This window comes from Deltaproteobacteria bacterium (assembly GCA_017302835.1).
In the GTDB taxonomy this organism is placed as follows: Bacteria; Bdellovibrionota; Bdellovibrionia; order Bdellovibrionales; family Bdellovibrionaceae; genus UBA2316.
Map to the genome: position 1 here is coordinate 71,260 of JAFLCC010000009.1, position 13,731 is coordinate 84,990.

At 33.5% G+C, this 13,731-nt stretch carries 11 protein-coding genes; 6 read left to right on the forward strand and 5 right to left on the reverse strand.

What is annotated here, in order from left to right; all coding sequences use genetic code 11:
* Positions 1–67 precede the first annotated feature (67 nt).
* Positions 68–577 carry a redoxin domain-containing protein gene (locus tag J0M15_11290; protein MBN8537627.1) on the forward strand — a complete coding sequence of 170 codons (510 nt, stop codon included), beginning with the start codon at positions 68–70 and terminating at the stop codon, positions 575–577.
* The gene (locus J0M15_11295) at positions 574–3,378 is read left to right on the forward strand and encodes a hypothetical protein (GenBank protein ID MBN8537628.1); all 2,805 of its coding nucleotides are present in this window, start codon (positions 574–576) and stop codon (positions 3,376–3,378) included. Before J0M15_11290 ends, J0M15_11295 begins: the two co-directional genes overlap by 4 nt.
* An 18-nt stretch (positions 3,379–3,396) precedes the next feature.
* Here J0M15_11295 and J0M15_11300 read toward each other — a convergent pair whose 3' ends face one another.
* Positions 3,397–3,921, reverse strand: a complete 525-nt coding sequence (locus J0M15_11300) for a hypothetical protein (protein MBN8537629.1) — start codon at positions 3,919–3,921, stop codon at positions 3,397–3,399.
* Positions 3,922–3,960: 39 nt separating this feature from the next.
* Between J0M15_11300 and J0M15_11305 the strand changes: the two genes are divergently transcribed.
* The 4 genes from J0M15_11305 (at position 3,961) to J0M15_11320 (ending at position 8,193) form a co-directional block, all read left to right on the forward strand.
* Positions 3,961–5,031: a hypothetical protein gene (locus tag J0M15_11305; protein MBN8537630.1), complete on the forward strand. Its 1,071-nt coding sequence runs from the start codon at positions 3,961–3,963 to the stop codon at positions 5,029–5,031.
* Between the two features lie 2 nt (positions 5,032–5,033).
* Positions 5,034–5,882: a hypothetical protein gene (locus tag J0M15_11310; GenBank protein MBN8537631.1), complete on the forward strand. Its 849-nt coding sequence runs from the start codon at positions 5,034–5,036 to the stop codon at positions 5,880–5,882.
* Positions 5,883–5,897: 15 nt separating this feature from the next.
* Positions 5,898–6,809, forward strand: coding sequence for a prepilin-type N-terminal cleavage/methylation domain-containing protein (locus J0M15_11315; protein MBN8537632.1), 912 nt, complete (start codon positions 5,898–5,900; stop codon positions 6,807–6,809).
* 262 nt (positions 6,810–7,071) lie between these two features.
* On the forward strand, positions 7,072–8,193 hold the full coding sequence (locus J0M15_11320) for a hypothetical protein (GenBank protein MBN8537633.1): 1,122 nt from the start codon (positions 7,072–7,074) through the stop codon (positions 8,191–8,193).
* Here the strand turns inward: J0M15_11320 and J0M15_11325 are convergent.
* From J0M15_11325 to J0M15_11340, 4 genes are all read right to left on the reverse strand, one after another.
* Positions 8,176–9,594: a hypothetical protein gene (locus J0M15_11325; GenBank protein MBN8537634.1), complete on the reverse strand. Its 1,419-nt coding sequence runs from the start codon at positions 9,592–9,594 to the stop codon at positions 8,176–8,178. The genes J0M15_11320 and J0M15_11325 overlap by 18 nt on opposite strands.
* Positions 9,595–9,687: 93 nt before the next feature.
* Positions 9,688–10,905 (reverse strand): DUF1513 domain-containing protein, encoded by a 1,218-nt coding sequence (locus tag J0M15_11330; protein MBN8537635.1) that lies wholly within the window; start codon positions 10,903–10,905, stop codon positions 9,688–9,690.
* A 37-nt stretch (positions 10,906–10,942) separates the two neighbouring features.
* The gene (locus J0M15_11335; GenBank protein MBN8537636.1) at positions 10,943–12,460 is read right to left on the reverse strand and encodes a S8 family serine peptidase; all 1,518 of its coding nucleotides are present in this window, start codon (positions 12,458–12,460) and stop codon (positions 10,943–10,945) included.
* Positions 12,461–12,509: 49 nt separating this feature from the next.
* Positions 12,510–13,613 (reverse strand): DUF2817 domain-containing protein, encoded by a 1,104-nt coding sequence (locus tag J0M15_11340; protein ID MBN8537637.1) that lies wholly within the window; start codon positions 13,611–13,613, stop codon positions 12,510–12,512.
* Positions 13,614–13,731 lie beyond the last annotated feature (118 nt).

Consider the following 13,731-nt stretch of genomic DNA (forward strand, 5'->3'; position numbering starts at 1 on the left):
AATTAATACTTAGAGCCCTTACTATTAGAGGATGGCTGTGTCTATTCCAATAACTATAGGAAGCATTTTGATAGCACTGTTTCTTAGTGTTAGCTCCTTTGCTGAGTTGAACATAGATGAAAAAAATTTGTTAAATGGCGAGCGTGTGACTTTGCAAGTTGAAAAGCAAAGTAAAGGAATAGTTATTCTTTTTCTGAGTGTTTCCTGTGGATGTACAGAATCGCATCTAGCACATCTTGAAAAATTAAATGAGGAGTATAGACAGGATTTTAAGTTTATTGGGATCCTTGCAAATGAAGAGGAAGATATAGGTGAGGCCGTATCTTTTTTCAAAAAGAAAAATATTTCTTTCCCAATTGTTAGAAATGAAAAAATAGCGTTGGATTTAAATGCAACAAAGACTCCGAGCGTTTATGTTTTAGATAAAAAATTGCAACTTCTCTACAGTGGGGGAATTAGTAATAATGTGGATTTTAATAAATCAAATAAGTTGTATCTAAAGGAAGCTCTTTCTGAAATTACGAATAATCAACCAATAAAAATTAAAAATCAAAAGGTTCTAGGTTGTTCCATATGAGTAAAGAATTTCTCAATAAGAATGGACATTATTTTTATAAATTAATTTTAGTCATAACTTTTTTAGTTTTCATATTGTTACTAGTTAAAGATATTGTCCCATTTGCGAGCCAAAATGCTTATTATCATTCGGTTTTTGGTTCAAATCTTTTTAGTAATTTTTTAGACCATTCTGGGATTTTACAACAAAGTCAATTTCACAATGGGTATGTGGATCAACACATTGGCTTTCATTTTTTAGTTTGGATCTCAAATTTGGTTTACAACCCTGAATTGGCGATCAAGATGCTTACCTGTCTTTTTTTAAGTCTTACCTTGTTTCAATTGATTCGTTCTGAAAATTTTTCTAATTCAATGTTGATTTTTTCTTCTTTTCTTTTTTTCCTTTTTTTTCAATTTTATTCCTTTAAACGTCTTTTTTGGGAACGCCCTCAGTTTCTGAACTTATTTGTTTTTGTATATTATTTATATAATTTAGGGAAAAGAAAAAACAAAGCGGTTTTGTTTCTTGCTTCCCTTGGGTTTAGTCTTGTTTCTTTTGAAACCGGAATATGGGTAATAGGATTGAGTTTTGTTGATTATTTTTTTGGAGCTAAACGTAAGGATTATTTAATTGCAAGTTTAAGCGCTATTCTTATTTCCTTATTTGTATTCCCGTTCGGATTAGCAAAAACCGATTACGTGATCACACTTCTTAAACACAATTTAGTTGATGAAAAGTTTATAACAGAGTGGGCAGGAGCTAAAGAGTGGAAGTATCAACATTTGATTTTAACGGCTTTTCTATTTATGTCGTTGTTTGTCCCAGAGCGTTGGCAAACGACAAAATTACGAATTTTCCAAATGAGCAGTTTATTGTTATTGCTCTTAAGTATTAAAATTGTTCGATTTGAGTATGTTTATTTCTTTTTCATCTTTCTTTGTTTTATTGAATTTTTAACTCATAGTTTGAACTCAAAAGGTAAATATTTGGTTTCTTTGTTTTTGCTTTTAGGGTTTGTTTATTATTACCCGAAATCAGTTGAGTCATTTAAGGGAGATTCACAAACTATATTCAAGCCCATAAAATTTATTGAATGGTATCAGCAATCAAAATATAGTCAACAAAGGTTCGTAAACTTCAAGTGGGAGTACTGGAGTTCTCTGTTTTATTATGACCAGTTTACAAAATCAGAACCTGGATTTTCAATGTTCATCTACAGAAAAAATGAAGATCTTGTGAAATCTTATAATTTCTTAAGATACCACTTGGATGATGTGGATATTACCCACCTAACGTATTTCTTTTCAAGTTTTAATTCACGATTCTTATTAATAGATAATAATAGCAAATTTTTAAAAATATACAGAGAAAAAAAGTGGCCATTAGTCCCGCTCTATACCGATGAATTTTTTACTTTTTTTGAGTTTCGAGATCCAAGGAGTTCTTTTAATGGCTATGATCAGAACAAGTCTTTAGCCGAAGACTGTCTTTTATTTAATCGCTGTTCAAATTCATTCTTAAAAAGAACCATTAATAAGAATCAAGTCGATATTTTTATACCTATCCCAGAAGAGGATAGCACCTTTCCACTGATTCCATTCAGTCTAGGCCATTTTGCACTTTTTGATAATGTTAAAAAAATCATTGTCGGTAGTGAGAATTTTTTTTTTAAATCAAAAACAGTTAGATTAGAACATAAAGCCGAATATTTTTATGAATACCCTTTTTATAGGATTGAGGATAAATGGATCTTAGCTGAGAAGAATCTTCTTTATACAAAACCTTCTGATTTCTTGCATCATATCAATCAACTATTTGAACTAGAATTAAAAAAAAATCCAAATGAGTTATTTTACATTCTTGATGAGCTTATACCAAAAGAAAATGTTGGTAGGCCACGGAGGCTTCTTGGTGTTTTATATCTTTGTATGATCCCACAAAATCATCACTACTGTTTTAGTATTTTAGAGAAATATGATTTTTCAGAAATAGAGAAATGGGATTTAGGAAGTAAATCAATACTCGGACTAATTGAGGAGCAATTGAGTAGTTCTGAAATTGACAAGATTAATAGTAAACATAATAAACTTTTTTCTAGACTTCCTATATTGGTTTCGGAACACTTTGATACTTATTTTCGTTTTTGGTATGGGAGCGCCCAAAAGAAAGATGAGTTATTAACAGAACGCGAATATGTTTTTGCAGTTGGAGAGGCTCTTTCGTATCTATCATATAAAAAATCAAGCATTAGTTTATCGTGGCTGAATGAAGAGATAGATAAATATTTTTTCTATTTTGATAAAAAACATGAAGTTTATAGCGTTAGATGGCTTCTCTCAATACTAGCCAATGAGTATAAAAATATTTCGGATAGGAATAATCAATTGGAAATAGAAAATAAGGTAAAACACGTATTAAATATAATATTGACGCAATTTTATTACCCATTTGAAACTCCTCTTTTTTTTAGAGGTTGTTTTTACAATAAATCAATGGAAGGAAAAGGGAGTTCGTTTAATTTTGATCATCATTCTGGTTTAATTTTAGAGGGATTATCATTTTTTTCTAAATACGAATCAATTTCTGCTAGTCCTGTTTTTAAAAAGTTGGTTTATGGGTTTTCTAAATGTACTCTCAAGCAGCAAATTCGGTCAGAAAATTTTAGTAAAATAGGGGCAGATAAAATGGAATTGGGAGGGGTAAGGATTCAACCAGGGATAAAACAAATTAGAATTGATGTGCTAGCTCATCTAGGCATTGGTCTAAATCAGACAATATCAAATGAAAAATTAAGAAAATTAATTTCAAATGATGAGTGATATTAAAGAATTCTATGTTCAATGCTTCTCTTCTGGAATTTGATCGTGATTGATATTTTCGGCCTTTTCTTTTTTGATTTTAATTATTGTGTGCTTTATTCTCATTTTTTTTGCGTTGTATCCTGAATCCAATCTAAGTTCAACAACCCTCATCCAGTAATTTTTTGGTTCAATTTTAAATGCGTGATTTACACATAAACATTTAAATCTCAATCCTAAAGAAAGTTCTTCTGGTGTTGTTGAATGTGGTGCTGCAAAGAAATAAATTGGTTTATCAGTGTTATTATAAGTGACCAAAGCAAATTTTTTTCTTCGATTTGGTTCAATGGTTATGGTGTTGTCCTTAATTATGTCCTTTAGTCCTGTATCATTTAGAGACGAAATATTCTTAGTATCCCATAATCTTACCTTGCTTTCGTCGACATGGTATATTTGCATTTTTAGATCCTTTGTATCTTTATAGGACCATTCAATAGTTATCTGTGCAGGTTCAGCAAAGCTAATTCCAGAAATAAAAAAAAATAACATAAATATAGTGCACATAATAGCCCCTTCCGTTATAATCAAATGGTGAGGTAGTTTGTGTCAATAGTAATTAAAAATGTCATAAGAAAATTTCCTAAGAAGGGTTTCGCTTTGATGGAAATTGTTGTTTCGCTAGGTCTTTCTTTTGTTATACTATTAGCTGGAAGTGCGCTTCTAAAATTAACTTCAGAAACGAATAAAAATATTGAATCTGCCAATTCTATAAAGGAACTTAAAAATGAATTGGCGAGTTTTCTAAATAACAAGCAAGCAATTATAAATACTCTTTCAAATAATGCATCTATGCTTTGTCTTTATACTGTTTCGAATTGTACGGCCGGTGTATATTCTTTTGACGTTTTTGACTCTTCAACAAATCCAGCCGCAACACAAGTGATTTCAAAATTTCAACAGACTGCAGGTCGCGGATTCACTCAGAATGGGATATCTTGTAATACTTACCCTTCATCAGATTGTCCATTAAGATATTCTCTTAGTTGGTCGCCACGGTGTGGGATCGATGTTTCGCGGTGTCGTTCTCCAGATTATGAGATTAATGCTAATTTTCAAGTTTCCGCTTTTTACAAAGGCCCGCCTTTAAATTCAAATTTATTAAATTTTAAAATTGTAAAAACTTCTGAAGGTGAGCAAACACAATTTTTGTGTGCTTCCATGAGTGGAGTTTGGGACCCATCTACAAAACAATGTACGGTTGGTATGGCAAATGATTGTCCGGCGGGAAGTTTTTTTGTTGGAATTAATTCTGTAAATACAAAAATATGTGTAAGTATTGCTGCGAATCTTAAATGTCCATTAGGATCAGTTGTTTATAAAGTGGATTCCTCTGGAAATTTTTATTGTCGAAGTGGCTGTTATTTGGCTGGTTTAAATTGTTTCTATAATATGTGGACTGGTGCGACTAATTGTCCAACAACTGTGGGCTGGAGTAGTATGCAGGGTATTGTTCCCTTGGGAGCTATTTCTGGTTTTAGTATAAACCCAGGAGCAAGTGTTCCGCCACCACCACCACCACCGCCTCCTCCACCGCCTCCACCACCGCCTCCACCGCCTCCACCGCCGTTGCCACCACCATTACCATTACCACTTCCGATGGATGGAGGAAATTAATTATGAACTATTTACGATTAAATTCTCGAGGGTCAGTTTTAGTTTATGTTATGGGTCTTGTTGTTTTAATTTTAGTTATCACAGGGGGGATTTTTTATAATTTATCACGTTTAAATAATAGAAGTGAGGGGGTACTTTTTGATGGTGCCACTGTGTCATTGATAGCAGAGCAAGTGTCATCAGTTATCGAAAATGAGGCTTCTTGGTATAAAACGGTTGTTAACGATGCTAATTTAAATTGTTTATTAGTTAATGGGGGGAACTGTTCGTCAGCCTATCTACCATTAACATTATATTTGCCGGATAACACTATTTATACACAGAATAGTGGAAGTTTGGGTTTTGATCGTTATGGGTTCAGATGCTCCAATTATAGTTCAGTAGCACCAGATTCAAAATGTGTTTATAAGGCAAAATTATTCTGGAAATGTGATAGTGGAAGTTGTGTTTCTGTTAAATCAGCTGCCGATTTGATTGCCAAAAGTCCAAAAATAAAAATAAAAATTGAATATGTATTTAATTCTTCAACTGATTTAAATTCAGGAGAAATAAGTCTAAATCATAAAGATTTAGACTTTGTAAGGGGAGGAAATCAAGGGGGACTAAAGGCATTTTGCGAGAGTATTTCTGCAGAAATGAATGCCGGCGGTTTACATTGTAGATTTAATCCGCCTTCTGCAGAAAATTGTCGATCTTTGCATTCTCGTCATATGGTTAAAAAACTTAAGGGTGGTCATGTTGAGTGTGAAAATCCAACAGCATTTGGGGATGGAACATTTCCATTCAAATGTAATTCAGGCTCAGCAATGACTGGTTTTTTTAATGATCATCCCGTTTGTGATGTTTTTTAGTTATAGGAGGTTAATTTGTTTGGCAAGTTGTTAAATAGGAAAGGAGCAACCTTAGTTGAGGTTCTAGTTGCAGCTGTATTGATAGCTGTTGCTTCATCTGGTCTTCTTTCTGCGCTGAGTGCATTTTACACGCAAAAAACAATTAGAGATATAGACAGCTCAATAGTGAGTCAAAAAGAAAAAATAATAGAACTATTAAATGCAAGAAATTCTTGGACTAGGATTATTGCCAATAATGGTCTAACTTGTTTACAATCTGCTGGGATTTCCTGCGCAAGTGGAACGCATGAGATTGCTGTATTTGATTCCAATAATATTAAATTAACTGATTCTAGTGCAAATGATTTTGGTACAGATCGATATTTGAACTCATGTGTTTTTTCAGGTGCTAATTGTGATTTTAGATTTTTAATATCGTGGAGTCCAATTTGTGAATCGGCTGCTACCTGTATGAGCCCACTAATTAAAGTAATTGGAACATTGCAAGTTAATCCTGGCATATCAGAATTAGTTCCGTACCCAAATAAATATGATTTTAATTTTATTAGGGGAACTATTTCAAATAATGCTGTTATGAATTGTCAGAGTTTAGGTGGCTCATATGATAGTGCTACAAATCACTGTTTTTTGCCAAGTGCAAATCAAACCTGCCCTCAAGGAAATATTGTTGTTGGAATTAATGCAAATGGTACTATTATCTGCGAACCGCTTATAGATTTTGAATGCCCAGCTAACACATATGCAAAGGGAGTTAATCCAGATGGGACTCTTCTATGTTTAGGAATTGCTGGAGCGTGTCCAGTCGATGGAAGTAGTAATCTAACTCCACCAACTGGATTTAATACTGATCTGAATTCAGGATTTACAACTTCCGTACTTGGCGGTGGTGGTGATTGTGGTGATGGCGGCGGAGACTGTGGCAATTGATTTAAACTAATGGTAGAAAATGCAGAGTGGATCTTCTAATATTAAAATCAATGAGAGAATATTTTCGCTGTGTACTCTTTTTATATTTTTATTTGATTTCAGGAGCTATTCCTTATCTATAAAGGCAGATTCAAGAATTTGCTGGCCTCATTGGGAACAATGTCGCGCGTTTTTAAATTTAAAATCCTTACCAGACTCTTATGAAATCAATATTTTATTTGCAATTTTATTTGCAGTAATTATTTTTGGAATTTTTGGAGTTTTGAAAGGTAAAGAAAAATATTATTTTGGTTCTTTGTGGATTTTAACGTTATTTAAGTTTTTTTATCAATTTGTTTGGCATTTTTCAGGAATGCACAATTTTGAGTTATTTCATCTTATTCCTACTTTTGCCTTTTTAATAAATAAAAAAGATAGAATTTGGGGTGCGCAAGTATCTTGGGCCATTTGTTACTTTTTAGCGGCATTTGTAAAGATTCATGAATCATGGATTGTTGGTAGTTATTTTTCTTCTCTTTCTCTTGGACTTCCACTGGTGCCTAAAATTTTTATTCCATTTTTAACTCAATCAGTAATTATTTTTGAAATTTTTCTAAGTTGGGGACTATTAAGTGAAAAGTATCGAAAAATGAGTTTAGTTTTATGGACTTTTTTTCATGTCTATTCTGTAGTTTTGGTTGGGTATTATTATCCTACACGTTGTATACTTATTTTGTATTCTTTATTCTTAGGCAAACTGTCTGAAGAAAAGAAATTTTTGAAAATTTCACCCTTATCTATTCTCTTCTTCGGGGTAGTTATTTTTTTTCAGGTGATCCCATTATTATACAGTGAAGATCAAAAAAGAACTTTAAGATTTGAAGGATATGCTTATAATATGATTGATGCAAATTTTCAATGCGTTAATAAAACAACTAAAATAATTAATGGTCTTCGGCAAGAACAAATAGAGCAAAATACGAGCTCAATGCATAGATGTAGCCCTCGATTAATACTTGAAAGAATAAAGATACAGTGTGAGAAAAATACAAGTACTCAAGTAGAATGGATATTGTATCAATCTATTAATGGAAATCCATTTTACGAAATTGTAAATGAAGTTAATGCATGTGAATTAAAGTTTTCTTTATTTGGTGAAAATAAATGGATAAAAAATCAAAGTGATAAATTAGTTGGTTATCCAAAGCATAACGCAGTAACGGGTAATCAAACATTCCAAATGCAAGCTATGAATAGTATTATATTTAAAGATAGAGTCATTGAGAATACCTCAATTCAAACCTTCATTCTAAACCGATACAATTATTTTTATAGTTTTTATCTGCTTCTTTGGGTTGGCATGTTCACGTGGGTTTGTTTTTCAAATTTAAGGTCTAAAAAGTAAATAGGGCGCTATTAGTTCTTCATTAAGAAAAATATTTTCATCTTCTTTATTTAAGAAATATTTTGGTCTAAAAAAATAATTTCTCAAAATTAAATCGAAATATCCTTCTTTTAAAACATAAGCATTTGATTTTTGAAAATCAGATAAGAGTTCATAAAATAACTCAACTAAAGGATCATTTTCAGTTAGTCCAATCAAGACTAAATACTTTGAATTAAAAAGATCTAAATTTTCTTTAATGCTCTTCAAGAAGAACTCGATTGTTTCTTTTTGGATTTCAGGATATCGTTCTAGTTTGTATAATACTGCCCCGTAATAAGCGGCTCCATTTAACTTTGCATTAATTTTTATCTGATTTGATAAATTGAAATTTTTAGCTGCTTTTAAGGGTCTTAAGTCTACGAAAAGGTAATTTGAGTTAGCATTTAGAATAAAATTCGCATGAATTTCTTTCAATGAACTATTTAATATTTTTATTTTTTTATTTCTAAAATATAAAAATGGACGTTTCTTAAATTTGAAAAAGTAAGCAATTTCTAAGTTCAAAATACTAAGATCACTAGAAGAATCACTTATAAAAACATTTGTACTTTCCTTCCAGGCGTTTATTTTTTCAAGCATATGGATATTAGTTGGGGAAACATAAGTATCCCTAGTCATGGAGTTTGGGATATTTTTTTCATCTACAAGAACACCATTTGAACCAGGATCTTCTTTTAAAGCCGTTCCAAGTAAAACGAAACTATTATTTAGGCTGAAGTTTTTTTTGGTGACTGTTGGTTCTGAAATTCTAATTCTTGATATTGATTTCAAATTAAAATGTGGAAAAAGAGAATTTAACATGTTGAGTTTTGTTTCAATAAAGGCATTGTTTTCATGATAATCACTCGCTTTATATATATTTACCTCATTGATAATTGCTTCCATCTCAAAGTAAAATCTATATGGAAATTGCGAGTGAGAGTCATATTCAATAACCCAAAATTTTATATTCCCTGGTTTAAGACACTTAGAGTATTCGGTAGGTAAGAAAAAAATATAATTTCTATCTTTCGTAATAGCGGGGGCCAATTGTCTTGGGAGAAAAAAAATGTTGTCTTTAATATTTAAACATAAAGAGTCATTTTCTTTATAAAAAATGGGTGCTTTTAAAGCAGAATTTTGATTAAAAAAGTTAGTTTCAACTGGTTCACTAAGTTGAAACTTTTCTTTTGACTGGATAGGTTGCTTAATAAACTTTTTAATAAGTGGTTTTGATACGATCTGATTGCTTTTTTCTCTATTGTTTAAATAGTTAAATAAAAAAACGACTAATATAAAAACAGAAATGCCACCAACGAGTAATTCTATTTTTGAAAAAGTAGAAAGCAAACGTAAAAATTTATTTTGTAAATTTCTCATTTAAGGTAATATACTGAACATCAGTTTAATTACACAACAAAAAACGTCTTCATAGCTAAGATATTCTCAATATTGTTTTAATTTAAGAAGAATTTAAATTTCTAAATATTTTAATTTAAAGATATGGGAGCCCCAGTTATATTCGTATTCATTTAATTTTTTGGGCGTAATTGTCATAGGAAGTTGTTCGAAGCTAACAGAGTTGAACTTATAAAGTTCAGAATAATTTTCAACGGAGGATACCATCAGAATTGACCTATCATCCGAAAGAGAAAGCCCTTGGGCAGCCTTAATATTTAGACGTTTTATAAATTTACCTGTCAAATAATTAAAAGCAAATACAGAATCAGACGACGGTAAGGATGCATAAGCAATATTGTTGGGTTCATTAGCTATTAGACTTAAAGCTTCACCATAAAAAAAAGCCTTCATTTCTTGTGGAACCTTCAAGGGGACTATTTTTTTTTCAGGAGTGACTACTCCCAAAATGGCCTCTAATTTTTCGCTACCTGGTAGACTAGCCCCACCACCGTATATAAAATATCCATCAGTCGTTTGATAGAAGTGAGTAGGTCCAAAGGTTTCAAAATAAAGTTGAGTTTCAATTTTATTGGTTTTAATATCAATCCATGCAAGTGAAGGTTTTATTTTTGAATCTTGACTGAATGAAGAATTTGCTGCGATAATATATTTCCCATCTAATGAAAGTTGACAATCGTGAACTCGTAGTCCTCCTGTTCTAATATTCTTTATTCTTTTTGCAGTGCTGGTGTCTAATTTCCATTGGCTTATGTATGATTCTGAGGTAGACTCGCTATGTTCGCTTAAATAGATACTATTCCCATCAGGATTATAAAAACCATGTCCAAAAAAAAGTGAATATTTTTCAAGTTCGCATGTTGATGTTATTTTTTTTGTAAATAAATTATATTCAACAGCTTTATGCCCCCATTTCGGAACAATAGTTACAATGTTGGGTTTTTTGAGATTCTGAATAATAGAGTGAGGTAAAAAGGAAACTTTTATAGAATAGTATTTTTGCTGATTGGTAATTAGGACAATTTCAGAAGTATGGAAAATAAGTTCAGGTTGAGGTCTATTATAATTATAACTAGGCTTTCTGCCAAAACCAACTGCATTAAAACTGCTATTTTTATTATCTTTAGTATTTTTTTTCAGTACAATTTTAGACAGTTTTTCAAAAGCGAAAAGAGGTTTTGAAATGCTAAACATCAACGCCAAACTAATTTTTTTCTTAGCTGTAAATAAAACTTTTCTTCGACTCAGATGATTCGAGAAATCCTTTTTCATTTCTATTTAACCTATCTCAAGAGATATCAAAATTATCTTAATGATTTACCACCAGCCATTGTCTTGTTTCTGTTGGGTAAGGGGCTGTTAAATCGGAGACCGAAAAGTTAGGAGCCATCAGGTTTGTTGGGTAATAAGATGTCGCTGTGTTTGGAGCTAAAGCAGGTGCAAAAGATTGAACAGAGACTTGAAAGCGATTTCTCCCAATTAAACTCAAGGCGGCTTTCACAGCGGCGAAGGCATTGACTCGGCCAAAACCGTAGGCAGCATCCCATTTGGGAGCTGCTATTGGATTTCCAGAGCCATCCACATAACGAAGGGTTTTCATTATAATTTCCTTTATCTGACCAGGAGTGAAGTTTTTATTTACCTGGTACAACAAGGCTGCGACACCTGAAACATGTGGGCAGGCCATGGAGGTTCCAGAAAAAGAAGCCATGCTGCCTCCTGGAATGGAAGAGACAATGTCAACACCAGGGGCTGTAAAATCTGGTTTTTCAATTAACTTACCTTGAAACTTTGCAGGTCCCCTTGAAGAAAATCTAGCAACTTTTTGATCTTTGCCTGTAGCTCCTACAGCAAGAACAGAAGGGTGCTCGTGAGGAGTGGTGATAGAACCTGCTCCAGGGCCAGCATTGCCAGCAGAAAATACGGGTAGGATGCCTGCAGCCTCCCATGCATTGATAGCGCGGTAGAAGAGTTCAATATCAGGAGCGCCACCGGCATTCCAAGAATTGCTGACTAAACGCGGAGAATCTTGCGTGTCAGGATTGCCATCTGGATCCAACATGAACTGCATGGATTCCAACATATTATCATAGCCATCCAGAGCGGCAGCTCCTATGATTTTAGCTCCAGGAGCAACGCCAATTTTATTGGAGGCCCTATCTCCACCAGCAATAGTGCCCGAAACATGGGTTCCATGTTTATCTCGATCAATAGGTGGTGTAATTTTTTTGGCAACAGAGTCATAAAAAAGAGCTACTTTTCCAGCAAGAATGGGATGTGTTCCGTCAACTCCGGTGTCGACAACTCCAACAGAAACACCCTGTCCTTGTATTTCGGGATTTGTTTTCATCAGCTCATCGATACCAAGATCTACGAGGTCATAGGGATAGCTTGCATCACCACGAGTTGGAGCCAGTCTTCCGGCGACAGGTTTAACATAGTTGATATTTCGATTGGAGTAAATTTTTTCAATTTCTGGAAGTTCAGTGAGCTTTCTTAATCCTAGAGGAGTGACGACTAGGCCCAACGAGTTATTAATCCAAAACTGATTTTCAATTCTAATATCCTGAGGGTTTCGGGAAATAACTTGGAACACATTTTTGGCTGATTGTTTGTACAGGGACATTAAATATCTTTTGACTCCAGCCGCTTGATATCTAGAAGGAGCCGGGAGACCTCTTTGATCATATTTAAGCAAGGCCACAATCTTAGTGCTTTGGGTGCTGCGACTATTTATAAAGTTAAGTAAAATGGGATCTACAAAAGTAGCGCTGAATGAATATGAACAAAAAGTCAGTATAAGAAATTTAATTATTTGACGACTCATTTAAAATCCTTTTTTGATTTAGATATTGCATTATGTATAGTTGATTCTCTTAATGTCTCACCCATCTAGATTGATTGATCGTGTGAACTCTTGAAATATAGGTAAGTAAGGCCTTTCTATTTTGTTGATAATAGTAAGGTGTCTTTGAAGGATCGGGATACTTTACGTTTGAAAGTTCAACGGTCACTTGCATGTCCTTATGCCAGTACCACGACCAGTCTTGCATTCCTCCATTGATCTCGTACCATTCGTAACCATTAGTGATTCCCTGTTTGAAAGACTTTGAGGCCGCGATATAGGGTGCATTCAAAGCATATTCGGTACTGATATTTTTAATAAGATCATAAAAAGGAAATTTATCTGGAATGGTATCCCAAGGGTAGCTGACGACCTCAGCCCCTCCATGAAAGTTTGCGGATAATACAAATTTTCTTTGAGCTTGCCATTTCATCACGGCCTGAGTTTCAATGGCTCTGCCGTCAAGCTTATTTTGATTGTCATCAGTTGAAAAATCTGGGAAGTCTCGGTTTAAATCCACATAGTCGGCATTTCCTCTACTCACATTTTTTGCTCCATCTGGATTCATTGAGGGCATAATATAAATTTGAGTTTTATTCATCAGATCTGTTATGAAAGGGTCTTTCCCGTAGTTTTGTGCCAAGTCTTCAATAAGAAGCACCATCAATTCTCTTCCAACAATTTCATCTCCGTGCATATTAGCAATAAATTTAAATTCAGGCCTCTGATCATCATTTTGAACATTCTGAGCCAATTTTAAAACCCAAAGGTCTCTTCCTTTAACAGATTTTCCTATGGAAAACATCTTAACTAAATTGGGGTAATTCGTCGCGACTGTTTTTAGGCGATCACCGACTTGTTCAGGTGTGGCATAGGGAGCTCTGAAGGGAGGAGCTCCCGTCGGTAAAACCACAAATCTAACTTGAATACGTTGAAGGTAATTTCCTAATCCTGGAGGACCATAGACTTCAAATCCATAGGCCGAAACGTGATCAATAGAGAGAGTGTTGTAGGGTGAAAGGTATTTTATATTTTCTTTACCGTAGACAAAATAGCCTTCATGGGTTCGTTTGGAAGAATAGTTAGCAAAAACCAAGATCGAAGAAAAAAACACAAATAAAAAAATTTTTTTCATTTTATTTCAGTGGATATATTTTCACTGCCCCTTATATTAACGCTATAGATACTCCTTAGCCTTAGGTGAAAAGGCAAGGTTAATCTCAGAAATAATTTGTAAAACAACGGCGTGCAAA

What these genes read in the sequence shown, in the direction of transcription:
- J0M15_11330 (MBN8537635.1), bottom strand. Translation starts at nt 10,905, where the DNA reads ATGAAAAAGGATTTCTCGAATCATCTGAGTCGAAGAAAAGTTTTATTT.
- J0M15_11325 (MBN8537634.1), bottom strand. Translation starts at nt 9,594, where the DNA reads ATGAGAAATTTACAAAATAAATTTTTACGTTTGCTTTCTACTTTTTCA.
- J0M15_11300 (MBN8537629.1), bottom strand. Translation starts at nt 3,921, where the DNA reads ATGTGCACTATATTTATGTTATTTTTTTTTATTTCTGGAATTAGCTTT.
- J0M15_11295 (MBN8537628.1), top strand. Translation starts at nt 574, where the DNA reads ATGAGTAAAGAATTTCTCAATAAGAATGGACATTATTTTTATAAATTA.
- J0M15_11340 (MBN8537637.1), bottom strand. Translation starts at nt 13,613, where the DNA reads ATGAAAAAAATTTTTTTATTTGTGTTTTTTTCTTCGATCTTGGTTTTT.
- J0M15_11335 (MBN8537636.1), bottom strand. Translation starts at nt 12,460, where the DNA reads ATGAGTCGTCAAATAATTAAATTTCTTATACTGACTTTTTGTTCATAT.
- J0M15_11310 (MBN8537631.1), top strand. Translation starts at nt 5,034, where the DNA reads ATGAACTATTTACGATTAAATTCTCGAGGGTCAGTTTTAGTTTATGTT.